The sequence below is a fragment of the Pantoea sp. B9002 genome (assembly GCF_013385945.1).
Classification (GTDB): domain Bacteria; phylum Pseudomonadota; class Gammaproteobacteria; order Enterobacterales; family Enterobacteriaceae; genus Pantoea.
On the sequence record NZ_JACAPA010000008.1, the window covers coordinates 96855 to 122984 of the forward strand.

A 26130-nucleotide genomic window follows, 5' to 3' on the forward strand; every position below is an offset into this window, starting at 1 on the left:
AAATTTTTCTCAATTCAGCCGTGAGCTCACGGACTGCAAAATCTGATACAGGATGTGGAAAAAACGTTAGCAGTTAAGCAATGAAAGGCCCGGCGCGGATGCCATGAATAGCAGCCTGCCAATCAGCAGAGGAAAGGATTTGTGGTTCGTTGTCTCGCAGGTTTTGTTGCGGTTCGACAACAGTCAGCGCTTGCGCCGGAGAAGTCAGTAGCGCCTGAAGCGAACCAATCAACGCCAGCTTTTGTGCCGCCAGCGGCACAGCTTGATCGGCCTCCGCCTGAGCGGGCGGCGTCATGCTAAAGGAAAGGTGGCGAATAACCGTGCGAATCGCATGCTGGTGCCAGTAATCGACGTTGAAATTCGGTCGACGCGCGCTTTCCTGCAGACGAATCAGGTGATCAAAGTGGACAACATTGCCGACAAACAGGCTGCTGATCGGCGAATCATTTGCTTTGGGCTCAGAACTTTGCGCGCAGGCAGGCAAACCTAAACTGGCCGCCACCATCCCCAACAGGAGATGTGGCCAGAAATAGCGTCTGCCTAATTGTCGCCAGCGTGAGAAAATCCCGATCACAATCCGTCCACAATGCATTGAATAAAGTGATAAAGCGGTAGCAAAAATCTGCGTTACCCAGCTTATATGAGCGCCAGATGATAGCACTTATGTGCGGCTTCGACACCAGTGATTAAAGGGGCTTCGGCGGAATTCACGTTTTTTTGTACAGGGTTTCGCCAGTTGCTACAGCGAATTGAGATCGGTTTGGCAGGATTAAAAATGAGGCAATAAAAAACGGCAGGTTCAACTGACCGGAGAGGGTGTCAGCGAAACCTGCCGTTTTATGTCTGACTTACGCCAGAACTAAATTTGGTGCTTTGAATGCCAGTGGCAGTTCAGCTTCATCTTCGAAGGTCGCCCATTCCCAGGCTTCTTGCTTAGCCAGAACCGCTTGCAGCAACTTGTTGTTCAACGCATGGCCCGATTTAAAGGCGGTAAACGCGCCAATAACATTGTGGCCGCACATGAACAGGTCACCGATCGCATCGAGCATTTTATGACGAACAAATTCGTCTTCAAAGCGCAGACCGTCTTCGTTTAATACGCGGAAATCATCGAGGCCAATCGCACAATCTAAACTACCGCCCAGGCACAGGCCTTTAGACTGCAGATATTCGATTTCACGCATAAAGCCAAAAGTGCGCGCACGGCTGATTTGGCGAACAAAGTTCTCAGCCGAGAAGTTGAGCTGGTAACGCTGCGAGCTTGAGTCGATCGCTGGATGTTTGAAGTCGATAGTAAAGTCGAGTGAGAAACCGTTATACGGTTTGATCTCGGCCCACTTATCGCCATCTTCCACACGCACCGTTTGCTTAACGCGTACGAATTTCTTCGCGCTGTTCAGCTCTTCGATGCCTGCGTCCATCAGCAGATAGACAAAAGGCGCGGCACTGCCATCCATAATCGGGATTTCCGGTGCATCAACTTCAACAATAATGTTGTCGATGCCCAAGCCCGCCAATGCGGCGTTCAGGTGTTCAACTGTTGAAATACGCACGCCTTCATCATTCACCAGGCAAGTACTCAGCATGGTGTCGCGCACATATTTTGCATCAGCCGGGAAATCTACCGGTGGATTCAAGTCAGTGCGACGATAGATGACCCCGGTGTTAGCCGACGCAGGGCGTAACGTCAGTGTGACTTTCTTGCCGGTATGCAAACCGACACCAGTCGCCTGAACAATACGTTTTAATGTCCTTTGTTTGATCATCGCTTTATCTCGCAATATTACCTGTCCGACCGCCAGTATAAATTACCAGCGGGCGAATACTTTAGCACAAAGAGCGGAGAATCCCAATTCTCGGGATATTCTTAGTCTGCCTGCTTACGCAAGAAGGCTGGAATATCAAGGTAATCGGGTTCTTTGCTGGATGCCGCCGGTTGGTCATTCACCACTTTCGCAGCCGGTTTTTGCTCCTGCGGCAGCGGCGCCATGCCGTGCTGCTGGTAGCGATGATCCATCACTGGCTGAGTGGCCGGTTTGTTGGTCACCAGAGTGATTTCCGGACGCTTATCCATGCCGATGCCGGTTGCAACTACAGTCACACGCAGTTCGTCGTTCATCTCTGGATCCAGAGAAGTACCGATAACTACGGTTGCGTTGTCAGAAGCGAAGGCACGGATGGTGTTACCCACGGTTTCGAACTCATCAAGACGCAGGTCGAAGCCCGCAGTGATGTTGACCAGCACGCCGCGCGCGCCAGACAAATCGATGTCTTCCAACAGTGGAGAAGAGATCGCCATTTCTGCCGCTTCTTCCGCACGATCTTCACCACATGCCACGCCTGAACCCATCATGGCGTAACCCATTTCTGACATCACGGTACGCACGTCCGCGAAGTCGACGTTCATCAGGCCAGGACGCGTAATCAGTTCAGCGATACCCTGCACTGCGCCTTTCAATACGTCGTTGGCTGCGCCGAACGCATCCAACAGAGAAATACCGCGACCCAGAACTTTCAGCAGCTTGTCGTTTGGAATAGTGATCAGTGAATCGACATGCTTAGACAGTTCAGCGATACCCTGCTCAGCAAAAGCCATACGCTTTTTGCCTTCAAAGTTGAATGGCTTAGTCACCACCGCAACGGTCAGGATACCCAAATCTTTTGCCACTTCAGCCACAACTGGCGCTGCACCGGTACCGGTACCGCCGCCCATGCCCGCTGCGATGAACACCATGTCTGCACCATCCAGCGCAGCACGCAGTGCTTCGCGATCCTCTTCTGCAGAGTTACGGCCCACTTCTGGGTTCGCACCTGCACCAAGACCTTTAGTGATATTGGTCCCGATCTGGATCGTCTGGCCGACCGCTGTCTTACGCAACGCTTGCGCGTCGGTGTTTACAGCGAAGAATTCCACACCTTCGATACGCTCGCGTACCATGTGCTCTACGGCGTTGCCACCGCCACCGCCGACGCCGATGACTTTAATCACCGCGTCATTGGTTAATTCCATAGGTTCAAACATGATTTCTCTCCGTTATGTGCCTGTCGCCTGGAGATCATAAACATTGCCAGCATGATCTCCTTTTTCAAAAATTAAAACTCTTTCTTCAGCCAGCTGTTGATTCGCTTGAACCAGTTGCCCACTGAAGCACGTTTTTCCGTTTCTGCATCACCGTTCATGTGTGACTCTTTGCCGTAATGCAGCAGGCCAACCGCCGTAGAGTAATACGGCTCCTGCGCATAATCCGTCAGGCCGGTGATGTTAAGCGGCTGTCCGATGCGCACTTGCGTGTGGAACACGCGCTGTGCGCAGGCTGCCAAACCTTCAATCTGCGCCGCACCACCGGTCAGCACGATACCGGCCGCCAGATGATGTTTCACGCCTTGCTGGCGCAGCTGCTCCTGTAATTGCAGAATCTCGTCGTTGACCAGATTCAACAGTTCGGTGTAACGCGGCTCAATCACTTCAGCCAGCGTTTGACGCTGCAGGCTACGTGGTGGACGTCCACCTACGCTCGGCACTTCGACATTTTCGTCTTTGCCGACAATCGAGCCCAATGCACAACCGTGACGCACTTTAATCGCTTCTGCGTCGGTCGGCGGTGTACCAAAAGCGTATGCGATATCGCTGGTTACCACGTTCCCGGCATACGGGATCACTTTGGTGTGACGCAGTGCACCGCCAGTATAGACAGCGATATCCATTGTACCGCCACCGATATCAACAACACAGACGCCCAGCTCACGTTCATCTTCCGTCAGGACTGAGAAACTGGATGCCAACCCGGCAAAAATCAATTGGTCAACTTTCAGGCCGCAACGTTCAACGGCTTTGACAATATTTTTTGCCATATCGTTGTGGCAGGTGATCAAATGTACTTTCGCCTGCATACGCACGCCGGAAAGTCCCACTGGATTCTTGATGCCTTCCTGATAATCGATGGCATATTCCTGCGGAATGACATGCAGAATACGATGCTCATCACGTACGCGAACGGATTTCGCCGTATGCACCACGTTCTCTACATCATCCTGAGTCACTTCCTCTTCCGAAATCGGAACCATCCCGATTTCGTTCTGGCAACTGATATGTTTGCCCGATAAAGCAAGGTAGACCGATGAAATCTGGCAATCCGCCATCAATTCAGCCTGATCGATGGCGCGCTGTACGCATTTCACCACCGATTCCAGATCGTTTACGCCGCCTTTATCCATGCCGCGAGACGGGCAACTGCCCACCCCAATAATATTGACCATACCATCGGGCAGAATTTCCCCAACCAGGGCGGACACCTTCGCGGTGCCAATTTCGAGTCCTACTACCAGTTTTCTGTCCGTTGCCTTGATCATTGTGGTTTAGCCTGTGCCTGGTTCTGTTGCTGATTACTGTCCTGTGGCTCTATCGGTGCAGCGGCCCAACCGACTGCGGCGCCCGAATCGTAGCGCAAATCAACGTACGTGATGCGCTGGTTCTGACTCTGGCCCTGCTGCTGCAAATCCGGATAAAGCTCAATAAAACGGTTCAGACGCTTCATGGTATCGCTACGACCTAATTCGATGCGCACATCGTCACTGGTCACTAATTGCCACGAGCGCCGCGCCGTCATCGACGCGACCTTCAGGGTAAACTTGTTAGCCTTTAACACATCACTCATGGTGTGATAGCCGGCTAACACCTCGTTTTCACTGCCTTCCGGACCGTACAGCATCGGCAACGTTTCTTTGCCAACGTGACTGGCCGGGACGCTGAAGGAGACGCCATCGGCGTCCACCATATGTGAGTCATTCCAGCGTGCAACCGGAACATACTCCACCAGATTTATCTTCAGCTCATCAGGCCACTGCTTGCGCACACTGACCTGCTTAATCCAGGGTAAACGCTCAATCTGCTGCTGGATGATATCCACGTTCTGCGACATGAAGGTCCCCGGCGCGCCAAGCGATAAAATGGCCTGACGAATATCATCATGCGTGGTGTAGTGGGTTTGCCCGGTCACCACCAGCTTCGATAACGGCAAGCGTGACGCGTCATTCATCCACTTCAGCACCACGAGGCCGCCCGCCACCATAATGCCCAGCACAATCAGCAGGAACACCATGCCAAACAGTCGCGCACCGTTGCTACGCCCGGAGCGTGTCCGCTCCTGAGGTTCGCGATTGCGTACTCGTATCGCTGCCTGAGACATATCAGTCAGCCAGCTCCAGAATACGCGCCACCAGCTGCGGGAAGCTATATCCCGCTTGCTTCGCGGCCATCGGCACTAAGCTGTGGCTGGTCATGCCGGGTGAAGTATTCACTTCCAGCAACTGGAAATTGCCCTCACCGTCAGCCATCACGTCCACGCGGCCCCAGCCGCTGCAACCTAACGCGCGCCAGGCTGCCCACACCAACGTCTGCAATACTGCTTCCCGCTCGGCGCTTAAACCGCTCGGGCAGAAGTATTCAGTATCGTCAGAAATGTATTTAGCTTCATAGTCATAGAACTCGCTGGCGGTTTTAATTCTGATGGAAGGCAGAATTTGCTTACCTACAATGCCCACGGTGTACTCTGCGCCGTTCAGATAAGCTTCGATCAGCACGTCATCATCATGACGAAAGGCTTCTTCAAGCGCCGCGGGTAATGCATCCGCATGGTTCACGCGGCTGATACCGACGCTAGAACCTTCGCAGCTTGGCTTTACAAACAGCGGTAAGCCCAGCGCCTCAATGGCTTTGGTGGTAGCCGCGTCTAAACCTTGTTCATGCTGCTGACGTGTCAGCCAGACAAATTTGCCTGATGGCAATCCCCTGCCCTGCCACAGCAATTTGCTGCGCAGTTTGTCCATGGTGATGGCAGAAGCCATCACGCCGCTGCCGGTATAGGGCAGTTGCAGGAACTCCAGCACCGCTTGCAGCGTGCCGTCTTCACCACCACGACCGTGCAAAGCAATAAACGCTTTAGCGAAGCCTTGTTGTTTCAGGTCCAGCACCGACACATCACGCGTATCAACCGCATGCGCATCAATGCCCATTTCACGCAGTCCGGCCAGCACCGCCGCACCGGACATCAGCGACACGTCTCGCTCTGCCGAGGTGCCGCCCATCAATACTGCAACCTTCTCAGTCATGGCGCGCCTCCGTCTTAACGGCAGGCTGTAATTCGTTTTCGGCCAGCTTGCGGGCGATCTTGCCGATGTTGCCTGCGCCCTGCACGATCACCAGATCGTCGCCCGACAGCAACGGCGCCAGCGCATCTGGCAGCGCGTCATGCTCAGAGACCAGAATCGGATCAACCTTGCCACGGTTACGAATCGCGCGGCACAGCGAGCGGCTGTCAGCGCCGGGAATCGCCGCTTCACCCGCCGGATAAACATCCAGCATCAGCAACACATCCACCTGCGACAGCACATTAGCGAAATCATCAAACAGGTCACGCGTACGCGTGTAACGATGCGGTTGGAACACCATCACCAGTTTTTTCTCAGGCCAGCCCGCACGTGCGGCTTTGATGGTGACATCCACTTCGGTGGGATGATGGCCATAATCGTCGACCAGCATCGCACTGCCTGGATTACCGTTGACGGCGGCGGTATCGAACTCGCCCAGCACGTCAAAGCGGCGTCCAGTGCCCTGGAAGCTCTCCAGCGCGGCCAGAATCGCGTTATCTTCAATGCCTTCTTCGCTGGCAACAGCTACCGCTGCAGCCGCGTTCAGGGCGTTATGACGGCCAGGCGCGTTCAGCGTCACTTTTAGCACCGGCTTATCCTGACGGATAATGGTGAAGTGCCCTTGTGCGCCACGCTGCTCGTAATTCTCGATACGCACATCCGCATCATCGCTGAAGCCGTAGGTTGTCACCTGGCGGCCTACGCGCGGAATCAGGTCACGAATCACCGCATCATCGACGCACATCACCGCGCGTCCGTAGAACGGCAGGTTGTGCAGGAAGTTAATGAACGTCTGCTTCAGGTTCTCAAAATCGCCCTGATAGGTGTCCATGTGATCCGCTTCGATGTTGGTGACAATTGCCACCATCGGTTGCAGATGCAGGAAGGACGCATCACTTTCATCTGCTTCAGCAATCAGATAACGGCTGCTGCCCAGGCGCGCATGCGTACCTGCGGCTTTAACTAATCCACCATTAACAAACGTGGGATCCAGTCCGCCTTCCGCGTAAATGCTGGTCACCATCGCGGTGGTGGTGGTTTTACCGTGCGTGCCCGCAACGGCAATGCCGTGACGGAAACGCATCAGTTCAGCCAACATTTCAGCGCGACGAATCACGGGAATACGCTGCTCACGGGCGGCAACCAGTTCAGGGTTATCCTGCGCCACGGCTGTCGACACCACGACAACGCTGGCATCGGTGACGTTTTCCGGACGATGGTTGAAATAAATCGTCGCGCCCAGCGCAGCCAGATGCTGTGTCACCGCGTTCGGCGCCAGATCAGAACCGCTGATGTGATAGCCTTCGTTCGCCAACACCTCGGCAATACCGCCCATGCCAGCACCGCCGATGCCGACAAAGTGAATGTGCCGGACGCGACGCATCTCGGGCACAATAGAACGCAGTTTTGCCAATTGTTGTGTATTCATCTGTTTCAATTACCTGTTTTTCCCGTTTGTACCTGCTAAAGGTACGGGCCAAATCAACTGGCCGATTAATTTACTTCGCGACGCGCGCCACTTCATTTGCAACCCGCTCGGTTGCATCGGGAATCGCGACCTGACGGGCTTTTTCTGCCATCGCCAACAATGTGGTGCGATCCCAGTGACGCAGCGTGTCCGCTACCACAGCCGCGGTGAACTGCGGCTGCTCGAAAATTTTGGCGGCACCCGCTTTTTCCAGCGGCAACGCATTCCAGTACTGCTGACGATCTTTGTGCTGAAACGGCACGAAAATCGCCGGTAAACCTGCGGCCGCCACTTCGCTTACCGTCAATGCGCCCGAACGGCACACCACCACATCGGCCCAGGCGTAAGCTTCGGCCATGTCATCGATAAACTCGGTGACTTTGTGCTGCGGCTGGCCCGCTGCGCGGTAAGCCTGCTGCACGGTTTCCAGTCCGCCTTTGCCGGTTTGATGCCAAACCGTAATGGCTTCACCCAACTCTGCGGCCACTTGCGGCACGGTCTGGTTGAGGATGCGCGCGCCCTGGCTGCCGCCGACTACCAGCACGCGAATCGGGCCGAAACGTGCGCTCAGTCGCTCTGCCGGTAACGGCAGCGCTAACACATCGGTACGCACCGGATTGCCAACCACTTCAGCATTTGGAAACGCGCCAGGAAACGCCTGCATCACTTTGGTGGCGATTTTCGCCAGCCACTTGTTGGTCAGTCCGGCAATGCCGTTCTGCTCATGCAGCACCACCGGAATACCGCAGCTCCACGCCGCTAAGCCGCCGGGGCCCGAAACGTAGCCGCCCATTCCCAGCACCACATCCGGCTGCCAGCTCTTCATGATGCGACGCGCCTGGCGCCATGCATTGAAGATGCGCACCGGTGCCAGCAACTGCGCTTTTACGCCTTTACCGCGTAAACCGCTGATGCGGATAAAATCAATTTCAATACCGTGTTTAGGCACCAAATCCGCTTCCATTCGGTCAGCGGTTCCCAGCCAGCGTACCTGCCAGCCTTGTTCCATCAGGTGATGGGCAACGGCCAGACCGGGGAACACATGTCCGCCAGTACCGCCTGCCATGACCATCAGCCGTTTGCCACTCATCGTGCACCTCGGGTAAACGCCTGCGCTTTAGCCAGACGCGTTTCATAATCTATGCGCATTAAAAACACGATGGCGGTCGACATGATGATCAGACTCGAACCACCGTAACTGATCAGCGGCAGCGTCAGACCTTTGGTTGGCAGCATACCTGCGGCCGCACCCACGTTAACCAGCGCCTGGAAGCTAAACCACACGCCAATTGAGCAAGCGAGGAAGCCTGAGAAGCGCTGATCGATCTCCAGAGCACGGCGACCAATCGACATCGCGCGAAAAGCGACGAAGAATACCATCAACAGCGCTAAAACCACACCGACATAACCCAACTCTTCACCGATGATGGAGAAGATAAAGTCGGTATGTGCTTCCGGCAGATATTCCAGTTTCTGTACCGAGTTGCCTAAGCCCTGGCCCCAGAACTCACCGCGCCCAAACGCCATCAACGATTGCGTCAGCTGGTAGCCGCTGCCGAAGGGATCTTCCCACGGGTTCCAGAAGGAGGTCACACGGCGCATACGGTACGGTTCGGCGATGATCAGCAGCACCACGGCAAAAATACCGGAGCCGATGATCGCCAGGAACTGCCACATTTTCGCCCCGGCGAGGAACAGCATCGCCAACGTGGTAACAAACAGCACAACGACGGTACCGAGATCCGGCTGCGCCAGCAGCAGCACGGCCAGCACCACCATCACGCCCATCGGCTTACAGAAGCCCCAGAAGTTGTTACGCACCTCTTCGACTTTGCGCACCAGATAACTGGCGAGATAGCAGAACAGCGTCAACTTCGAAAGCTCGGCTGGCTGAATACGCAGCGGGCCAAGGGCAATCCAGCGCGATGCACCGTTCACCGAGCTACCGACGACCAATACGATCAGCAGCATCACCACGGACACCATCAGCATCACGTTGCTGTAGCGCTGCCAGAAATCCATCGGGATGCGCAAGGTCACCAGCGCCATGCCGAACGCCAAAGCGATATAGAACGCATCACGCTTGGCAAAGTAGAACGGATCTTCGTTCAGACGTTGACCAACCGGCATTGACGCCGACGTCACCATCACAAAACCGATCAGCGCCAGCCCAAAGGTCAGCCACAGCAGCGTGCGGTCGTACAGCACCACCGGCGCATCATCATTGTCGCGCGCGCCCATCACCCAATCGCGCAGGCGCATTGACAGATAGTTGGCGATACCGGCTCCAGGAATGCGCATCAGCTTAACTCCTTCGCCAGTTGCGCGAACTGATCGCCGCGCTGTTCAAAATTACGGAACTGGTCGAGGCTGGCGCAGGCCGGTGATAACAGCACCATATCGCCCGCTTTTACCTGTGCGGCAATTTGCGTCATCGCCTGCTGCATGGTTTCTGTGCGCGTGGCAATCTCCGGACGCAGTGCCGCTAACGCATCGCCATCACGCCCAAAACAGAACAGCTTCACGCTGTCGCCTTGCAGATAGCGCGCCAGCGGGCTGAAATCAGCCGACTTGCCGTCGCCGCCCAGCAGCAGCCACAAGGTTCCTTTTACCTGCAGGCCATTCAGCGCCGCTTCGGTGCTGCCAACGTTGGTGGCTTTGGAATCGTTAATCCAGCGCACACCGTTGGCTTCATGCACCAGCTGGAAGCGGTGCGCCAGGCCGGTAAAGGTGGTTAACGCTTTCAGGCTGGAAGCGCGCGGGATGTTCACCGCGTCGGCCAATGCCAGCGCTGCCAGCGCGTTGGTGTAATTGTGTTGGCCCACCAGCGCCATCTCATCGGTGTTCAGGACTTTCTCGCCCTTCGCCCGCAGCCAGGTGCTGCCCTGTTGCTGATTGAGATGATAATCGCCGAGGTTGATGCCGAAGCTCACGCAGCGCTGATCAACACCGCGCACCGGCATGGTCATGCCATCGTCAGCATTCACTACACAGACGCTGGCGTTTTCGTAAATGCGCAGCTTGGCGGCACGATACTGCTGCATGCCGAGCGGATAGCGATCCATATGATCCTCGGTGAGATTGAGGATCGTCGCCGCAGCCGCTTTCAGGCTGTGGGTGGTTTCCAGCTGGAAGCTGGAGAGTTCGAGCACATAAAGCTGTGCTGGCGATCTCAACAGCGTTAGCGCTGGCAAACCGATGTTGCCGCCCACGCCCACCTGCCAACCTGCAGCACGCGCCATTTCGCCCACCAGCGTCGTCACGGTACTTTTGCCGTTGGAACCGGTAATCGCCACAATCGGTGCCTGCGCTTCACGGCAGAACAGCTCGATATCACCGATGATTTCAATCCCGGCATCGGCGGCTTCGCTCAATGCAGGATGCGCCAGCGCGATGCCGGGGCTGGCGATAATCAGATCAGACGCCAGCAGCCAATCGCTATTAATACCGCCAACATAGCGCTCCACCGAAGCTGGCAGTTTGTCCAGCCCCGGCGGCGAGACACGGGTATCCATCACGCGTGGCGTTACGCCTTGCGCGAGGAAGAAATCAACACAGGAGAGGCCAGTAATGCCTAATCCAATGATGACGACTTTTCTGCCCCGATAGTCAGCCATGATTAACGTACCTTCAGCGTTGCCAGGCCAATCAGCACCAGCATCAGCGAAATAATCCAGAAGCGCACGATGACGCGCGGCTCCGGCCAGCCTTTCAATTCATAATGATGGTGAATCGGCGCCATGCGGAAAATGCGTTGACCGCGCAGCTTGAACGATCCCACCTGCAGAATCACCGACAGCGTTTCAACCACAAACACGCCGCCCATGATTAACAGCAAGAATTCCTGACGCAGCAGCACGGCGATAGTGCCGAGCGCGCCACCCAGCGCCAGGGAGCCGACATCGCCCATGAACACTTGCGCTGGATAGGTGTTGAACCATAAAAATCCGAGTCCGGCTCCGACAATCGCGGTGCAGACAATCACTAATTCGCCCGCGTGTCGTAAATAAGGAATGTGCAGATATTCGGCAAACTTGACGTTACCGGTCGCCCACGCCACCAGCGCAAAGCCTGCTGCCACGAATACCGTTGGCATAATGGCTAAGCCATCCAGGCCATCCGTTAAGTTGACCGCGTTGCCGGTACCAACAATCACGAAGTAGGCCAGTACCACGTAGAACAGGCCCAGCTGCGGCATCACGTCTTTAAAGAACGGTACCACCAGCTGCGTTGCAGGCGTATCTTTACCGGCGATAAACAGCGCGAACGCGACAGCCAGCGAAATCACCGACATCCAGAAATATTTCCAGCGCGCGATCAGGCCTTTAGTGTCTTTGCGCACCACTTTGCGATAGTCATCCACAAAGCCGATGATGCCAAAACCTACCAGCACCACCAGTACGCACCAGACATATGGATTGGACGGATAGGCCCACATCAGTACCGAAATGGTGATGGAGGTGAGGATCATCACGCCGCCCATGGTTGGCGTGCCACGCTTGCTGAAATGTGACTCTGGACCGTCGTTACGCACCACCTGACCAATCTGCAGTTTCTGCAGCCAGGCAATCAGGCGCGGGCCCATCCACAGAGAAATGAACAAGGCGGTCAGCAGGCTGACAATGGCGCGAAACGTCAGATACGAGAAGACGTTAAAGCCGGAATAAAATGCGACCAGATGTTCGGCCAGCCAGACTAGCATGTTCCTTTCTCCTGTAAGCTCTGTACTACCTGCTCCATGGCGGCACTACGTGAACCTTTAACCAAAATAGTGATGTCCTGATGTTCGGACAGCAATGTGCGTAAACGTTCAGTTAGCGCGGCTTTCGTGGCGAAATGCTCGCCTTTACCGCTGCTTTCGCCAATCAGCTGGCTCAGCGTTCCGGTGCTCAGCACGCGATCGACACCGGCCGCTTTGGCCGCATCGCCGACCTGGCGATGACACAGTTCGGCTTCATCGCCCAGCTCCGCCATATCGCCCACCACCATCACGCGATAGCCCGGCATATCGCCCAGCACCTGCGCAGCAGCAGTCATCGAACCGACGTTGGCGTTGTAGCTGTCATCCAGCAGCAGTTGATTTGCCGCCAGACGAATCGGGAACAGACGACCAGGAACCGGCTGTAAGGTTTTAAGGCCGGTTTGAATTGCCGTCAGCGGCGCATCCACTGATAACGCCAGCGCGGCAGCGGCTAACGCATTCGCGATGTTATGACGGCCCGGCAGCGGCAGCTCCACGGCGATATCGCCACGTGGCGTATGCAGCGTGAACAGCGTGGCATCGGCACGCAGCACGATTTCACTGGCGCGGAACTCTGCATCAGCCATCGGCTGTGGCGAGAAGCGCCACAAGGTTTTATCGACAAACTGTGATTGCCAGTTGGCCAGATCGTTGCTGTCAGCGTTGACGATCGCGGTGCCGTGTACCGGCAAGCCGCCAAAAATTTCGCCTTTGGCTTTCGCCACACCCGCCAGCGAACCAAAGCCTTCCAGATGGGCAGCTGCAAGATTATTCACCAGCGCAGTTTCCGGACGCACCAGATCGGTGGTGTAGGCAATTTCACCCTGATGGTTGGCACCTAACTCGATCACCGCATAAGCATGCTCTTTGGTGAGACGCAGCAGCGTCATCGGCACGCCGAAGTCGTTGTTCAGGTTGCCTGCGGTGTAGAGCGTTTCGCCACACTGGCGTAAAATCGCGGCGGTCATCTCTTTGACCGAGGTTTTGCCGGATGAACCGGTCAGCGCAACTACGCGAGCGTTCGCCTGTTGGCGTACCCACGCGGCGAGTTGCCCAAAAGCAATCCGCGTATCAGCCACAACCACTTGCGGGACAGAAACCGGCAGCAGCTTACTGACCAGCAACGCCTGCGCGCCGTTAGTAATCGCATCGTTAGCGAAATCGTGAGCATCAAAACGTTCACCCACCAGCGCCACAAACAGGCTGCCGGCGGTGACTTTGCGGGTATCGGTGGTGACATCGGCAAGGGTTAAATCCGCGCCGTGCAGTTGACCGCCGCTGATTTCGGCCAGCGTATTGAGAGAAACGGGAATCATGCCATCACCCCCAACAAACGGGCGACGGTGTCGCGATCGGAGTAATCCAAACGGCGGTTGCCAATGATTTGATAATCTTCGTGGCCTTTTCCGGCCACCAACACGATGTCATCAGCGCCGGCTTGCATCACGGCGTTAGTGACCGCCTGCGCACGACCGGAAACCACGCGTGCGCGGCCCGGATCGAGCAGGCCGGTGAGAATGTCATTCACAATCGCCATCGGCTCTTCGCTGCGTGGATTATCGTCGGTGATCACGACGATGTCGGAGAATTGCTCAGCAATCGCGCCCATCAGTGGACGTTTGCCTTTGTCGCGATCGCCACCGCAGCCAAACACGCACCACAGCTGGCCTTTACAGTGCAGACGCGCCGCTTCCAGCGCTTTTTCCAGCGCATCAGGCGTGTGAGCGTAATCGACAACCACCGTAGGTTTTTCTGGCGCAGTGAATACTTCCATGCGACCGCACACCGGCTGCAGCTGCGGTGCAGTGGCAACCAGCGCATCAAGCGGATAATCCAGCGCCAGCAGCGTACCCAGCGCCAGCAACAAGTTGCTCACGTTGAAAGCGCCCATCAGGCGGCTATCAAACTCGCCGTTGCCCCAGCTGGAGCTGAACTGAATATGCGCTCCGCCGTCGTGATAATCCACCGCCGTGGCTTTCAGCCAGCGGCCATGACAGCCCGATTGCAGATTGTCTTCCATGGTGACCGCTACCGCATCCGGCAATTTTGCCAGCCAGCGACGTCCCACTTCATCATCAGCATTGATGATGGCTTCAGCGACCTGATGCTCAGAGAACAGTAACCATTTAGCGGATTCATAACTCTGCATATCACCGTGATAATCGAGGTGATCGCGGCTCAGGTTAGTAAACACCGCGGCCGCAAACGGCAAGGCGGCAATGCGATGCTGCACCAAACCGTGTGAGGAGACTTCCATTGCCGTCAGGGTTGCGCCCTGCCCGACTAAATCATTCAGCACATGCTGCACATCCACCGCAGAACCGGTGGTGTTTTCGGTTGCCACCAGTTGACCGTAAAGGCCATTGCCTACCGTGCCCATCACTGCGCCGGTTTCACCGAGCAGATTGGCCCACTGCGCCATCAATTGCGTGGTGGTGGTTTTGCCGTTGGTGCCAGTAACACCAATCAATTTCAGTTTGCTTGCAGGCTGCTGATAAAAGCGTCCGGCCAGTGCAGAGAGACGCTGCTGCAACTGCGCCAGATAGATAACCGGGACGCCATGCATCTCGCGGATATCTCCATCGCTGGCTTCGCCTTCGGCTTCGGCAATCACTGCCGCTACGCCTTGTGCAATAGCCTGCGGAATAAAACGACGTCCATCAGCATGATGGCCCGCCACGGCGATAAACAGATCGCCAGAAGCCGCAGCGCGGCTATCTAGTGTCATGTCACGGAGTGGACGCGCCGGCGCACCCGGCACCCACGGGGCCAGTAAATCGCGCAGGTTACGATCTGTCACTTGATCCCTCACTTCTATTCTTCACCAACTCGTTCTTATCAACTGTCGGCAGCGCATCAGGTTCGATATTCATGGTACGCAATACGCCGCCCATGATGGCGCCAAACACCGGTGCTGAAACCGCACCACCATAATATTTACCGGCCTGGGGATCGTTGATCACCACCACCAGCGCAAAACGAGGACGGCTGGCAGGCGCAACGCCTGCGGTATAAGCAATGTATTTGTTGACGTAACGACCATCCGGTCCAACTTTCTTAGCGGTACCGGTTTTAATGGCAATGCGATAGCCCTTGATGGCGGCTTTAACCCCACCACCGCCAGGCAACGCAACGCTTTCCATCATGTGCATCACCGTTTTCACCAGGTCTTCCTGGAAAACGCGTTCACCCGCCACTGGCGGGTCAACTTTGGTGATCGACAGCGGGCGATTGATGCCGTAGCTGCCAATGGTTGCGTAGACTCGCGCTAACTGTAACGGCGTTACCATTAGCCCGTAGCCGAAAGAGAAGGTGGCCCTCTCTATGTCAGACCACCGTTGTTTTTGAGGGTATAAGCCACTACTTTCCCCGACCAGCCCCAAATTGGTCGGTTTACCCAGTCCAAAGCGCGCGTAAGTATCTACGAGTGCTGAGGAGGGCATCGCTAACGCCAAACGTGAAACCCCGACGTTACTCGACTTCTGTAAAACCCCGGTAAGGGTCAATTCGCTGTAGCGCGCCACGTCTTTGATCTCATGACCATTGACGCGGTACGGCACGGTATTCAGTACGCTGTTCTCTTTCACCACACCGCGCTGTAAAGCCGTCATCACCACCATCGGTTTCACGGTGGAACCTGGCTCGAAGATGTCGGTAATGGCGCGGTTACGCATCACGTCTTTCGGCGTGTTGCTGAGATTATTTGGGTTGTAAGCGGGGCTGTTCGCCATCGCCAGCACTTCACCTGTATTCACATCCACCAGCACCGCGGTGCCTGATTCGGCTTTGTTGAACGCCACGGCATTATTCAGTTCGCGATACACCAGCGCCTGCAGACGTTCATCAATGCTTAGCGTCAGGTTGTGCGCGGCGCGGCTGTCTACCGAGGAGATATCTTCGATGACGCGGCCGTTGCGATCTTTACGTACCGTACGTTCACCCGGTGCGCCAGTCAGCCATTTGTCGAAGCTCTTTTCAATGCCTTCAATGCCCTGCCCATCAATGTTGGTGAAACCAATCAGGTGCGCGGTAACCTGGCCCGCCGGATAGTAACGACGCGACTCTTCACGCAGATAGATGCCCGGCAGCTTAAGCTTTTTCACGTACTCGCCAATCGCCGGATTCACCTGGCGCGCCAGATAGACAAAGCGCCCTTTCGGGTTGGCATTGATACGAGCAGCAAGTTGATCAAGCGGAATCGATAACGCATCCGACAGCGCTTTCCAGCGGCTATCCAGCGAAACGCCGCCATGTTCGGTCAGCTCTTTCGGATCGGCCCAGATCGCATTCACCGGCACGCTCACCGCTAGCGGACGACCGGCACGATCGCTGATCATACCGCGCGCGGTGGGTACCGATTGCACACGCAGCGAACGCAAATCGCCCTCTTTCACCAGCTTGTCAGGGTTGATCACCTGCAGCCATGCTACGCGCGACAGCAGTCCGCCCAGCGCCAGTAAAATGCACCCGCACAGTAACGCAAAGCGCCAGCTTACAAAGCTGGCCTTATCTTCTTGTTTTTTTAACTTCAGCGTTTTGCCTGCGCCACTCATTGAGTTCTGCGATTCCTTATTTCTGCACCACAATATTTTCCTGCGAAGGATCAACATGCTGCATTTGCAGTTTATCGGTTGCTATACGCTCTACGCGGCTGTGATCGCCAAGTGCGTTCTCTTCAAGAATCAGGTTGCGCCATTCGATATCGAGCGCATCACGCTCCAGCACCAGCTGTTCACGCTGCGCCGTTAACAGGCGCGTTTTGTGCGTGGTGGTCACGACAATCACCGAGGACACCAGCACCGCGATCAGCAGCAAAAGCGGGATCTTGCCAAATCGCAGCAAGTCCCCACCGATAACACCGGGTAAGCTGTGGCGCTCGTTGCCAATCATGACGCCGTTCTCTCCGCGATACGCAACACCGAACTACGCGCACGTGGGTTTTCGTTCACTTCGGCTTCACCAGGAATCAGCTTGCCCAGCGTTTTCAGTTCACGGCCGCCTAAGGCTTTAAGCTGCGACTCCGTCATCGGAATGCCTGCTGGCACCTGAGGACCGCGGCTCTGATCGCGCATAAAACGCTTCACTAAGCGATCTTCCAGTGAGTGGAAGCTGATGATCGACAACCTGCCGCCTGGCGCGAGAACCGACAATGCCCCTTTCAGCGCGGTATCGATCTCTTCCAGCTCACTGTTGATCCAGATGCGAATCGCCTGGAAAGTACGCGTTGCCGGATGCTTAAATTTATCTTTGACGGGCATTGCGGCGGCAATCACCGTCGCCAGCTCTTTGGTGCGTGTCATCGGCTGGTCGCGGTTGCGTTCAACGATGGCGCGCGCAATACGTTTACCGAAACGCTCTTCGCCGTAGGTCTTGATCACGAAAGCGATATCCGCCTCTTCCGCGCTCATCAGCCATTCGGCGGCCGATTGCCCGCGCGTTGGGTCCATGCGCATATCCAGCGGTCCATCACGCATAAATGAGAAGCCGCGTTCAGCATCATCCAGTTGCGGAGAAGAGACGCCCAGATCGAGCAGAACGCCATCGATCTGGCCGGTCAACCCGCGCTCTTCGACGTATTCCGCCAAAGCCGAAAATGGCCCGTGGACGATCGAGAAACGTGGATCTTTTATCTCAGCGGCTGCGGCTATCGCTTGCGGATCGCGATCAATCGCTATCAGTTGCCCTTTCTCGCCAAGCTGCGAAAGGATTAAGCGCGAGTGACCGCCGCGACCAAAAGTGCCATCGATATATATGCCGTCTTCCCTGATATTGAGGCCGTTTACCGCCTCATCCAGCAGCACTGTGGTGTGTTTGAAATTTTCCTGCATAGCTATAGCGACAAGTCCTGCAACCGCTCAGATAAAGGCTCCTGAGCCGACTGTTCTGTGTCAATATCATCCTTAACTTGTTGATACCAGGTCTGTTCATCCCACAGCTCAAACTTGTTGAACTGTCCAACCAGCATCACTTCTTTGGTCAGGCCGGCGTGTTGACGTAACGTGTTCGCCAACAACAAACGACCCGCATTATCCATCTGGCATTCACTGGCATGTCCCAACAGCAGTCGCTGTACGCGACGCTCGGCAGGATTCATGCTGGATAAGCGAGACAGCTTTTTCTCAATGATTTCCCATTCGGGCAGGGTATAAAGCAGCAGGCATGGCTGGTGGAGGTCAATGGTGCATACCATTTGCCCCTGAGACTCTGCGACAAGCAATTCACGATAGCGCGTTGGTACTGCTAATCGTCCTTTGCTGTCGAGATTGACTAACGTTGCTCCACGGAACATGCCAGCCTTACCCCTCAATCACCCGTTTTCACCACTTTATCCCACTTTTTACCACGAAACGAGTTTACGGAGCCGATGAAATCCTTGTCAAGCCGCAACGGCAAGTGAATATCACTATTTACATCGGGTGAAATTAATCAATGAGGGAATTAATCGACATGGATTCGCAAAATAAAAAATTAACCTGATGAATAATTGAATAAAAATTTCCGCACAATGATAAATGGCGAAAAATAAAGCTCTTTGCCGCAAAAATATAATTGCCCCGCAATCTGCGACAGCGGCGGCATTTTAGGGGATTTCTGAAAGGAAGCCCAGCATCATCGCGCCAGCTCTGCTACGCCTCGCTGATGAACATGTAAACAATTAAGAAAAGTCAGCAAGGTTAAATTGTTAGCTGGAGTGGCGATTATTTACGCTTATTTACGCCGGAAGGTTCGCAGGAAATATCTGCGGGTTAAATTAATGCTGGGCAGCGAACTGCCCAGCATTTCATTTAGGGCGGCGGCTTAATTGTCCGCGGCGGAATAAATTACGACGAATACGGGTTAAGCCTGGCTTGGGTTTACGCGGTTCATCCAGCGAGGCTAAAACCAGTTCCAGCACGCGCTCAGCCACGTCGCGATGACGTTGACCCACCGCCAGCACCGGACACTCGAGGAAGTCCAGCAATTCGTGGTCGCCAAAGGTGGCGATCGCCAAATCGGTCGGCAGGCGACCATCACGCTTCAGCGTAATGTCCATTACGCCCTGCAGCAGCCCAAACGAAGTGGTGAACAGCGCCTCCGGCATCGGATGATCTTCGAGGTACTTCTCAAACAGCGTGGCAGCGGCGGCACGATCGAAGCTGTTGCAGTAGATATAATCAATCGGCCGCTCATCATCTTTCCACGCATCGCGGAAGCCGAGTTCACGCAGGAAACTGACCGACAACTCAGGCAGCGCGCCGAGGAACAGCACGTTTTTCACCGGTAGCTGACGCAATTCAGCCGCCAGCGCCTGCGCATCATCCTGATCGGCACCCACTACGCTGGTAAAGTGTTCACGATCCAGCGCGCGGTCCAGCGCGATAATTGGTAAAGGATCGTTGATCCAACGCTGATAGAACGGATGCTCGGGCGGCAGTGAAGTCGAAACGATGATGGCATCAACCTGTCGCTGCAATAGATGCTCGATGCAGCGCATTTCGTTGTCCGGCTGGTCTTCCGAGCAGGCAATTAGCAGCTGATAGCCGCGCTGACGCGCCTGACGCTCCAGATAGTTCGCAATGCGCGTGTAACTGGTGTTTTCCAGATCGGGGATCACTAAACCAATTGAACGTGTGCGTCCGGCACGCAGCCCAGCCGCGACGGCATTGGGGTGATAGTTGTGTTCACGCACCACCGCCATCACTTTTTCGACGGTTTTTTCGCTGACACGATACTGCCGCGCTTTGCCATTAATTACATAGCTGGCCGTGGTGCGCGACACGCCTGCCAGGCGCGCAATTTCATCCAGTTTCACGGTGACACCTTAATTCTGATAAGCCAGCGCTGACGAAAATATCCGCAGAGTAGCTATGGGTAAAACATTTGTAACATCTAACCGCAGAAAACTACGCCGAGCAACCGCTTTTCTCTCGCATCCTGGATAAGCGCATAAAATAAAAAAACCCGGCATTTCGCCGGGTTAGAATCAGATGAAATCGTTACTTTGGGTGATTAACGCATCACGCGATCGCCGCGCGACACACCCACGATTCCTGAGCGCGCCACTTCGACAATTTCTGCCACGTCACGCACGGTGTTGAGAAACGCATCGAGTTTATCGCTGGTGCCCGCCAGCTGAACCGTGTAAAGCGTTGGCGTAACATCGATGATCTGACCACGGAAAATTTCCGCGCTGCGCTTCACTTCTTCACGGCCGTAACCGCTGGCCTGGATTTTCACCAGCATGATCTCACGCTCAACGTAAGCGCCCTGACCCAGCTCGCTGACACGTAACACGTCCACCAGCTTGTGCAGCTGCTTCTCGATCTGCTCCAGTACCTTCGCGTCGCCGACCGTTTGAATGGTCATGCGTGACAAGGTGGGATCATCGGTCGGTGCCACAGTCAGGCTTTCAATGTTGTAGCCACGTTGAGAGAACAGTCCCACTACGCGAGACAATGCGCCGGATTCGTTTTCCAGCAGAACCGATAAAATACGACGCATAATTAAGTCCTCTCCGTTTTGCTCAACCACATCTCATCCATCGAACCACCACGAATTTGCATCGGGTAAACGTGCTCGCTGCCGTCAATATTCACATCGACAAACACCAGACGGCCTTTCGCCAGCGTATCCAAGGCCAGCTGCAGTTTCTCTTCCAGCTCCGCCGGATGCGCAATGGAAATGCCCACATGGCCATACGCTTCGGCCAGGCGCACGAAGTCAGGCAGCGATTGCATGTAAGACTGCGAGTGGCGGCCGGAGTAAATCATGTCCTGCCACTGCTTAACCATGCCAAGGAAGCCGTTGTTGAGGTTCAATACCAGCACCGGCAAATCGTACTGCAGCGCGGTCGACAGCTCCTGAATGTTCATCTGGATACTGCCATCGCCGGTCACGCAGATAACCGTCTCATCTGGCAGCGCCATCTTCACGCCCAGCGCAGCAGGCAAGCCGAAGCCCATGGTGCCCAAACCGCCGGAATTGATCCAGCGACGCGGCTTGTCGAACTGGTAGTAAAGCGCGGCAAACATCTGATGCTGACCGACGTCCGACGTGACGTAAGCTTCGCCTTTGGTCAAACGGCAGATGGTCTCGATAACTGCCTGCGGCTTAATTTTGTCGCTGGTGCGATCGAATTCCAGGCACTTGCGGCCGCGCCAGCCTTCAATGGTCTGCCACCAGTCGCGCAGGCTATCGAGTTCCTGCTTCGCATCGCTTTGCGCCAGCAGCTCTAACATCTGTGCCAGTGTCTGCTTCGCATCACCAACGATGGGAATGTCGGCGCTGACCGTTTTGGAGATCGACGTCGGATCGACATCGATATGCATGATGGTGGCGTTCGGGCAGTACTTCGCCAGATTGTTGGTGGTGCGGTCGTCGAAGCGCACGCCAATACCGAAGATCAGATCGGCATTATGCATGGTCATATTGGCTTCGTAAGTGCCGTGCATACCCAACATGCCGATGCACTGACGATGTGTGCCAGGGAACACGCCCAAGCCCATCAGGGAAGTCGTCACCGGAATATTCAGTTGCTCTGCCAGCTGCAGCAGTTCAGCTTCGCAGCCCGACATAATCGCCCCGCCGCCGGCGTAAATCACCGGCTTGTGTGCTGCCAGTAACGTTTGCAGCGCGCGCTTAATCTGTCCTTTATGGCCCTGAATGGTCGGATTGTAGGAGCGCATGCTCACCGTTTCCGGCCAGACGTACGGCAGCTTGTTGGCTGGATTGAGGATATCTTTAGGCAGATCGATCACCACCGGTCCCGGACGACCGCTGGCTGCCAGCCAGAAGGCCTTTTTCAGCACGGTTGGGATCTCTTCGGCGTTTTTTACCAGGAAGCTATGCTTCACCACCGGGCGGGAGATGCCGACCATGTCGCACTCCTGAAACGCATCGTAACCAATCAGTGACGAAGGCACCTGACCCGACAGAATCACCATCGGGATCGAATCCATATAGGCGGTTGCAATACCGGTAATCGCGTTGGTGGCGCCTGGACCGGAAGTCACCAGCACCACGCCCACTTCACCGGTCGCACGCGCAAGGCCATCGGCCATATGCACCGCGCCTTGTTCATGACGGACCAATACGTGGTCAATACCACCGACCGTTTGCAGCGCATCGTAAATATCGAGCACCGCTCCGCCCGGATAACCGAATACCTGCTTAACGCCCTGATCGATTAACGAACGGACGACCATTTCGGCTCCTGACAACATCTCCATTTTCTGCCTCCAGGCTTGAGGGACTGAATCCACTGACGTTCGCGTTTCCCGCACGCCACTGATATCCGGCCCCCGATCGCCAATTAAGATCAAAACCTTATGTTTATGCTCAGAAGGCGGCGTTCTTTCCGCCCTCCAGGTACAGGGAATCTACTTGAGTTAATTATATGAGAGTAGGTCGATTACCATAACCGCAGACAACCCGGCCTGCAAACGCCAGGACGCCACGTCGCGCCCGATCCGGCAATAAAGGCACTGATGCGTGATTATTGCCTGCGAGGATTAAACTAATGCTTCGTCATAACCACAGAGGAAAATGCTGGTTTATAGATTATTTGCAGCGTGTTCTAAGAAATATGATTTTCATATTGCCTGACCACTCAGTCCACAATCTTTTGTGATAAATACTTTCTGGCGTGATTATCTATAAAACGGCCTGATCACATCATATTCTTCTTAACAACAAGCCTAATCTTGTTTTATCAGCAATGCGCATTGCCAACTTAAAACAATATTTATCAACCAGTTAAAATAAATTCTATTTTCTAAACGATTTTTTAAGTGGATGGGTTCACTTATCCTGTTGCTAATTAATGTCATTGCTCTGCGCAGCCGAAAAATCACAGCACATCGCCCTTCTTACCTCACAGAAATACCCTTGCACTTAAGGTTGACTTCACACGTCAATTCCAGTACCAATATGTGCAGCACTCAATTTACGAGGTTTGAATCATGTTTCATTCTTTCCGCCTACTCGGTCTACTACTAAACGCATCCAGTTTGCGCGGTAGACTCGTGGGCGGAATCAATAACTGATTCGAACCTGCAGAAGTTTAAGAAACCCGCGCCAATGCGCGGGTTTTTTTATGCTCGTAGCACCGGCAAAGTTAATGCATAAGGAAGATTACGATGAGCCAGCAAGTTATTATTTTCGATACCACTCTGCGTGATGGCGAACAAGCTTTACAGGCCAGCCTGAGTGTTAAAGAAAAACTGCAAATCGCTCTGGCGTTGGAACGTATGGGCGTGGATGTGATGGAAGTGGGCTTCCCCGTTTCCTCTCCAGGCGATTTTGAATCCGTACAAACCATCGCTCGTACCATTAAAAACAGCCGCGTCTGCGGACTGGCACGCTGCGTTGAGAAGGACATTGACGCAGCATACGAATCACTGCGTGTGGCTGAAGCGTTCCGTATTCACACCTTCATCGCTACTTCGCCGATGCACATCGCCACCAAACTGCGCAGCACGCTGCCAGAAGTGATTGAACGCGCGGTGCACATGATTAAACGCGCCCGTAACTACACCGACGACGTTGAGTTCTCCTGTGAAGATGGCGGTCGTACGCCAATCGACGATTTGTGCCGCATGGTTGAAGCCGCGATTAATGCCGGTGCAACCACCATTAACATCCCGGACACCGTCGGCTACACCTTGCCAGGCGAATACGCCAACATCATTGGCCAATTAGTGGCACGCGTTCCAAACATCGATAAAGCCATCTTGTCTGTTCACACCCACGACGATTTGGGTATGGCGACCGGCAACGCCATCGCCGCGGTATTGGCTGGTGCACGTCAGGTTGAAGGTACGCTGAACGGTTTAGGCGAGCGCGCTGGTAACTGTGCTCTGGAAGAAGTGATCATGGCGATCAAAACCCGCCAGCAGATCATGAACGTCCACACCAACATCAATCATCAGGAAATCTACCGCACCAGCCAAACCGTGAGCCAAATCTGCAACATGCCGATTCCGGCCAACAAAGCGGTGGTCGGTTCTAACGCCTTCGCCCACTCTTCCGGTATTCATCAGGATGGCGTGCTGAAGAACCGCGAAAACTACGAAATCCTGACGCCAGAATCTATCGGCCTGCACAAAATCCAGCTGAACCTGACTTCCCGTTCTGGCCGCGCTGCGGTGAAACACCGCATGGAAGAGATGGGCTACAAAGAGTCGGATTATAACCTCGACACCTTATATGACGCCTTCCTGAAGCTGGCCGACAAGAAAGGTCAGGTCTTCGATTACGACCTGGAAGCGTTGGCCTTCATCAACAAACAGAACGAAGAGCCAGAATATTTCGAGCTCAACGAATTCAATGTGCAGACCGGCTCCAGCGTGACCGCAACGGCCTCCGTGCAGTTGGGCTGCGGTGAAGAGACCAAAGCTGACGCCGCAACCGGTAACGGTCCGGTTGATGCGGTCTATCAGGCTATCAACCGCATCACCGGCTTTGAAGCTGAACTGATTAACTACAAGCTGACGGCGAAAGGCCACGGCGAGAACGCGCTGGGTCAGGTCGATATCGTGGTCAACTACAACGGTCGTAAATTCCATGGCGTTGGCCTGGCGACCGATATTGTCGAATCATCGGCGAAAGCGATGGTGAACGCGTTGAACAATATTTGGCGTGCTAAGCAGGTGGAAAAAGAACTGCAGCGTAAATTTAAAGATCAGAAGGAAACGGTGTAACTATGTCTAAGTCTTCTCATATCGCGGTATTGCCAGGCGACGGAATTGGTCCGGAAGTGATGGCGCAGGCCATGAAAGTTCTCGATGCAATTCGTACGCGTTTCGACATGCGTATCACCACCAGCGAATATGATGTTGGCGGTATCGCCATCGATCGTCACGGTGAACCGCTGCCACCGGCTACCGTTGCTGGCGCAGAGCAAGCGGATGCGATTCTGTTTGGCTCGGTAGGTGGCCCGAAATGGGAACATCTGCCGCCGGCGCAGCAACCCGAGCGCGGTGCGCTGTTGCCGCTGCGTAAGCACTTTAAGCTGTTCAGCAACCTGCGCCCTGCTGCGCTGTATAAAGGTCTGGAAGCGTTCTGCCCGCTGCGCAGCGACATCGCCGAGCGCGGTTTCGACATCCTGTGCGTGCGTGAGCTGACCGGCGGCATCTACTTCGGTCAGCCGAAAGGCCGCGAAGGCAGCGGCCCGCACGAGCGAGCTTTCGATACTGAGATTTATCACCGTTTCGAAATCGAGCGCATCGCGCGTATCGCCTTTGAATCAGCGCGTAAGCGCCGCAACATCGTCACCTCAATCGACAAAGCCAACGTTTTGCAGACTTCCGTCATGTGGCGCGAGATTGTGAACGAAGTGGCAAAAGATTACCCGGATGTGCAGTTGAGCCACATGTACATCGATAACGCCACCATGCAGCTGATTAAAGATCCATCACAGTTTGACGTGCTGCTCTGTTCTAACCTGTTTGGCGACATCCTGTCAGACGAATGCGCAATGATTACCGGTTCGATGGGCTTGCTGCCTTCCGCCAGCCTGAATGAAGAAGGTTTTGGCCTGTTTGAGCCAGCGGGCGGTTCCGCACCGGATATCGCCGGTCAGAACATTGCTAACCCGATTGCGCAGATTCTGTCGCTGTCACTGCTGCTGCGTTATAGCCTGAACGCGGATGAAGCCGCCGCAAGCATTGAACGCGCCGTAAGCCGTGCGCTGGAAGCGGGTTATCGCACCCGTGATTTGGCCGGTGACGGCAAAGCCGTGAGCACAGATGAAATGGGCAGCATCATTGCCGGTTTCATCGCCGAGGAAAAATAA

The 26130-nt window shown here is 55.0% G+C and carries 23 protein-coding genes; 3 read left to right on the forward strand and 20 right to left on the reverse strand.

Annotation, left to right across the window (positions count from 1 at the left end):
* Positions 1–73: 73 nt before the first annotated feature.
* From secM to ilvI, 20 genes are all read right to left on the reverse strand, one after another.
* On the reverse strand, positions 74–574 hold the full coding sequence (gene secM / locus HX773_RS05215) for a secA translation cis-regulator SecM (RefSeq protein WP_370463587.1): 501 nt from the start codon (positions 572–574) through the stop codon (positions 74–76).
* Between the two features lie 274 nt (positions 575–848).
* The gene (gene lpxC / locus HX773_RS05220) at positions 849–1766 is read right to left on the reverse strand and encodes a UDP-3-O-acyl-N-acetylglucosamine deacetylase (protein ID WP_007888639.1); all 918 of its coding nucleotides are present in this window, start codon (positions 1764–1766) and stop codon (positions 849–851) included.
* Between the two features lie 101 nt (positions 1767–1867).
* Positions 1868–3022 carry a cell division protein FtsZ gene (gene ftsZ / locus HX773_RS05225; RefSeq protein WP_008108602.1) on the reverse strand — a complete coding sequence of 385 codons (1155 nt, stop codon included), beginning with the start codon at positions 3020–3022 and terminating at the stop codon, positions 1868–1870.
* A 71-nt stretch (positions 3023–3093) separates the two neighbouring features.
* Positions 3094–4350, reverse strand: coding sequence for a cell division protein FtsA (gene ftsA, locus HX773_RS05230; RefSeq protein ID WP_007888634.1), 1257 nt, complete (start codon positions 4348–4350; stop codon positions 3094–3096).
* Positions 4347–5186 carry a cell division protein FtsQ gene (gene ftsQ / locus HX773_RS05235; protein ID WP_008108605.1) on the reverse strand — a complete coding sequence of 280 codons (840 nt, stop codon included), beginning with the start codon at positions 5184–5186 and terminating at the stop codon, positions 4347–4349. Before ftsQ ends, ftsA begins: the two co-directional genes overlap by 4 nt.
* 1 nt (position 5187) lies before the next feature.
* Positions 5188–6108, reverse strand: a complete 921-nt coding sequence (locus tag HX773_RS05240) for a D-alanine--D-alanine ligase (protein WP_176970703.1) — start codon at positions 6106–6108, stop codon at positions 5188–5190.
* Positions 6101–7576, reverse strand: coding sequence for a UDP-N-acetylmuramate--L-alanine ligase (gene murC / locus HX773_RS05245; RefSeq protein ID WP_176970704.1), 1476 nt, complete (start codon positions 7574–7576; stop codon positions 6101–6103). The genes HX773_RS05240 and murC overlap by 8 nt, the downstream gene beginning before the upstream one ends.
* A 70-nt stretch (positions 7577–7646) precedes the next feature.
* Positions 7647–8705 carry an undecaprenyldiphospho-muramoylpentapeptide beta-N-acetylglucosaminyltransferase gene (gene murG / locus HX773_RS05250; RefSeq protein WP_176970705.1) on the reverse strand — a complete coding sequence of 353 codons (1059 nt, stop codon included), beginning with the start codon at positions 8703–8705 and terminating at the stop codon, positions 7647–7649.
* Positions 8702–9916, reverse strand: coding sequence for a cell division protein FtsW (gene ftsW / locus HX773_RS05255; protein WP_176970706.1), 1215 nt, complete (start codon positions 9914–9916; stop codon positions 8702–8704). The genes murG and ftsW overlap by 4 nt, the downstream gene beginning before the upstream one ends.
* Entirely contained in the window at positions 9916–11232 is a 1317-nt protein-coding gene (gene murD, locus HX773_RS05260) for a UDP-N-acetylmuramoyl-L-alanine--D-glutamate ligase (protein ID WP_176970707.1), read from the reverse strand. Before murD ends, ftsW begins: the two co-directional genes overlap by 1 nt.
* A 2-nt stretch (positions 11233–11234) precedes the next feature.
* On the reverse strand, positions 11235–12317 hold the full coding sequence (gene mraY, locus HX773_RS05265) for a phospho-N-acetylmuramoyl-pentapeptide-transferase (protein ID WP_007888613.1): 1083 nt from the start codon (positions 12315–12317) through the stop codon (positions 11235–11237).
* Entirely contained in the window at positions 12311–13672 is a 1362-nt protein-coding gene (gene murF / locus HX773_RS05270) for a UDP-N-acetylmuramoyl-tripeptide--D-alanyl-D-alanine ligase (RefSeq protein ID WP_176970708.1), read from the reverse strand. The genes mraY and murF overlap by 7 nt, the downstream gene beginning before the upstream one ends.
* A complete protein-coding gene (gene murE / locus HX773_RS05275; RefSeq protein ID WP_176970709.1) occupies positions 13669–15156 on the reverse strand; it encodes a UDP-N-acetylmuramoyl-L-alanyl-D-glutamate--2,6-diaminopimelate ligase in 1488 nt (495 codons plus the stop codon). The genes murF and murE overlap by 4 nt, the downstream gene beginning before the upstream one ends.
* The gene (locus HX773_RS05280; protein ID WP_176970710.1) at positions 15143–16909 is read right to left on the reverse strand and encodes a peptidoglycan glycosyltransferase FtsI; all 1767 of its coding nucleotides are present in this window, start codon (positions 16907–16909) and stop codon (positions 15143–15145) included. Before HX773_RS05280 ends, murE begins: the two co-directional genes overlap by 14 nt.
* A gap of 16 nt (positions 16910–16925) precedes the next feature.
* Complete coding sequence (gene ftsL / locus HX773_RS05285; RefSeq protein ID WP_008108617.1) at positions 16926–17246, reverse strand: cell division protein FtsL; 321 nt, start codon at positions 17244–17246, stop codon at positions 16926–16928.
* Entirely contained in the window at positions 17243–18184 is a 942-nt protein-coding gene (rsmH, locus tag HX773_RS05290; protein ID WP_176970711.1) for a 16S rRNA (cytosine(1402)-N(4))-methyltransferase RsmH, read from the reverse strand. The genes ftsL and rsmH overlap by 4 nt, the downstream gene beginning before the upstream one ends.
* A 2-nt stretch (positions 18185–18186) precedes the next feature.
* Positions 18187–18645 carry a division/cell wall cluster transcriptional repressor MraZ gene (mraZ, locus tag HX773_RS05295; RefSeq protein ID WP_007885013.1) on the reverse strand — a complete coding sequence of 153 codons (459 nt, stop codon included), beginning with the start codon at positions 18643–18645 and terminating at the stop codon, positions 18187–18189.
* 492 nt (positions 18646–19137) lie between these two features.
* Positions 19138–20148, reverse strand: a complete 1011-nt coding sequence (cra, locus tag HX773_RS05300) for a catabolite repressor/activator (RefSeq protein WP_176970712.1) — start codon at positions 20146–20148, stop codon at positions 19138–19140.
* A 197-nt stretch (positions 20149–20345) separates the two neighbouring features.
* Positions 20346–20837 (reverse strand): acetolactate synthase small subunit, encoded by a 492-nt coding sequence (gene ilvN, locus HX773_RS05305; RefSeq protein WP_007885011.1) that lies wholly within the window; start codon positions 20835–20837, stop codon positions 20346–20348.
* 2 nt (positions 20838–20839) lie between these two features.
* Entirely contained in the window at positions 20840–22564 is a 1725-nt protein-coding gene (ilvI, locus tag HX773_RS05310) for an acetolactate synthase 3 large subunit (RefSeq protein ID WP_008108621.1), read from the reverse strand.
* Between the two features lie 732 nt (positions 22565–23296).
* Here ilvI and leuL point away from each other — a divergent pair.
* From leuL to leuB, 3 genes are all read left to right on the forward strand, one after another.
* The gene (gene leuL, locus HX773_RS26125) at positions 23297–23380 is read left to right on the forward strand and encodes a leu operon leader peptide (protein ID WP_099686952.1); all 84 of its coding nucleotides are present in this window, start codon (positions 23297–23299) and stop codon (positions 23378–23380) included.
* A gap of 93 nt (positions 23381–23473) precedes the next feature.
* Positions 23474–25036, forward strand: a complete 1563-nt coding sequence (leuA, locus tag HX773_RS05320) for a 2-isopropylmalate synthase (RefSeq protein ID WP_101762123.1) — start codon at positions 23474–23476, stop codon at positions 25034–25036.
* Positions 25037–25038: 2 nt separating this feature from the next.
* On the forward strand, positions 25039–26130 hold the full coding sequence (leuB, locus tag HX773_RS05325) for a 3-isopropylmalate dehydrogenase (RefSeq protein ID WP_176970713.1): 1092 nt from the start codon (positions 25039–25041) through the stop codon (positions 26128–26130).

What these genes read in the sequence shown, in the direction of transcription:
- mraZ (WP_007885013.1), bottom strand. Translation starts at nt 18,645, where the DNA reads ATGTTCCGTGGAGCAACGTTAGTCAATCTCGACAGCAAAGGACGATTA.
- ftsQ (WP_008108605.1), bottom strand. Translation starts at nt 5,186, where the DNA reads ATGTCTCAGGCAGCGATACGAGTACGCAATCGCGAACCTCAGGAGCGG.
- murC (WP_176970704.1), bottom strand. Translation starts at nt 7,576, where the DNA reads ATGAATACACAACAATTGGCAAAACTGCGTTCTATTGTGCCCGAGATG.
- ilvI (WP_008108621.1), bottom strand. Translation starts at nt 22,564, where the DNA reads ATGGAGATGTTGTCAGGAGCCGAAATGGTCGTCCGTTCGTTAATCGAT.
- leuL (WP_099686952.1), top strand. Translation starts at nt 23,297, where the DNA reads ATGTTTCATTCTTTCCGCCTACTCGGTCTACTACTAAACGCATCCAGT.
- murG (WP_176970705.1), bottom strand. Translation starts at nt 8,705, where the DNA reads ATGAGTGGCAAACGGCTGATGGTCATGGCAGGCGGTACTGGCGGACAT.
- ftsW (WP_176970706.1), bottom strand. Translation starts at nt 9,916, where the DNA reads ATGCGCATTCCTGGAGCCGGTATCGCCAACTATCTGTCAATGCGCCTG.
- ftsA (WP_007888634.1), bottom strand. Translation starts at nt 4,350, where the DNA reads ATGATCAAGGCAACGGACAGAAAACTGGTAGTAGGACTCGAAATTGGC.
- leuB (WP_176970713.1), top strand. Translation starts at nt 25,039, where the DNA reads ATGTCTAAGTCTTCTCATATCGCGGTATTGCCAGGCGACGGAATTGGT.
- ilvN (WP_007885011.1), bottom strand. Translation starts at nt 20,837, where the DNA reads ATGCGTCGTATTTTATCGGTTCTGCTGGAAAACGAATCCGGCGCATTG.
- ftsL (WP_008108617.1), bottom strand. Translation starts at nt 17,246, where the DNA reads ATGATTGGCAACGAGCGCCACAGCTTACCCGGTGTTATCGGTGGGGAC.
- murD (WP_176970707.1), bottom strand. Translation starts at nt 11,232, where the DNA reads ATGGCTGACTATCGGGGCAGAAAAGTCGTCATCATTGGATTAGGCATT.
- ftsZ (WP_008108602.1), bottom strand. Translation starts at nt 3,022, where the DNA reads ATGTTTGAACCTATGGAATTAACCAATGACGCGGTGATTAAAGTCATC.
- HX773_RS05280 (WP_176970710.1), bottom strand. Translation starts at nt 16,909, where the DNA reads ATGAGTGGCGCAGGCAAAACGCTGAAGTTAAAAAAACAAGAAGATAAG.
- HX773_RS05240 (WP_176970703.1), bottom strand. Translation starts at nt 6,108, where the DNA reads ATGACTGAGAAGGTTGCAGTATTGATGGGCGGCACCTCGGCAGAGCGA.
- leuA (WP_101762123.1), top strand. Translation starts at nt 23,474, where the DNA reads ATGAGCCAGCAAGTTATTATTTTCGATACCACTCTGCGTGATGGCGAA.
- lpxC (WP_007888639.1), bottom strand. Translation starts at nt 1,766, where the DNA reads ATGATCAAACAAAGGACATTAAAACGTATTGTTCAGGCGACTGGTGTC.
- mraY (WP_007888613.1), bottom strand. Translation starts at nt 12,317, where the DNA reads ATGCTAGTCTGGCTGGCCGAACATCTGGTCGCATTTTATTCCGGCTTT.
- rsmH (WP_176970711.1), bottom strand. Translation starts at nt 18,184, where the DNA reads ATGCAGGAAAATTTCAAACACACCACAGTGCTGCTGGATGAGGCGGTA.
- murF (WP_176970708.1), bottom strand. Translation starts at nt 13,672, where the DNA reads ATGATTCCCGTTTCTCTCAATACGCTGGCCGAAATCAGCGGCGGTCAA.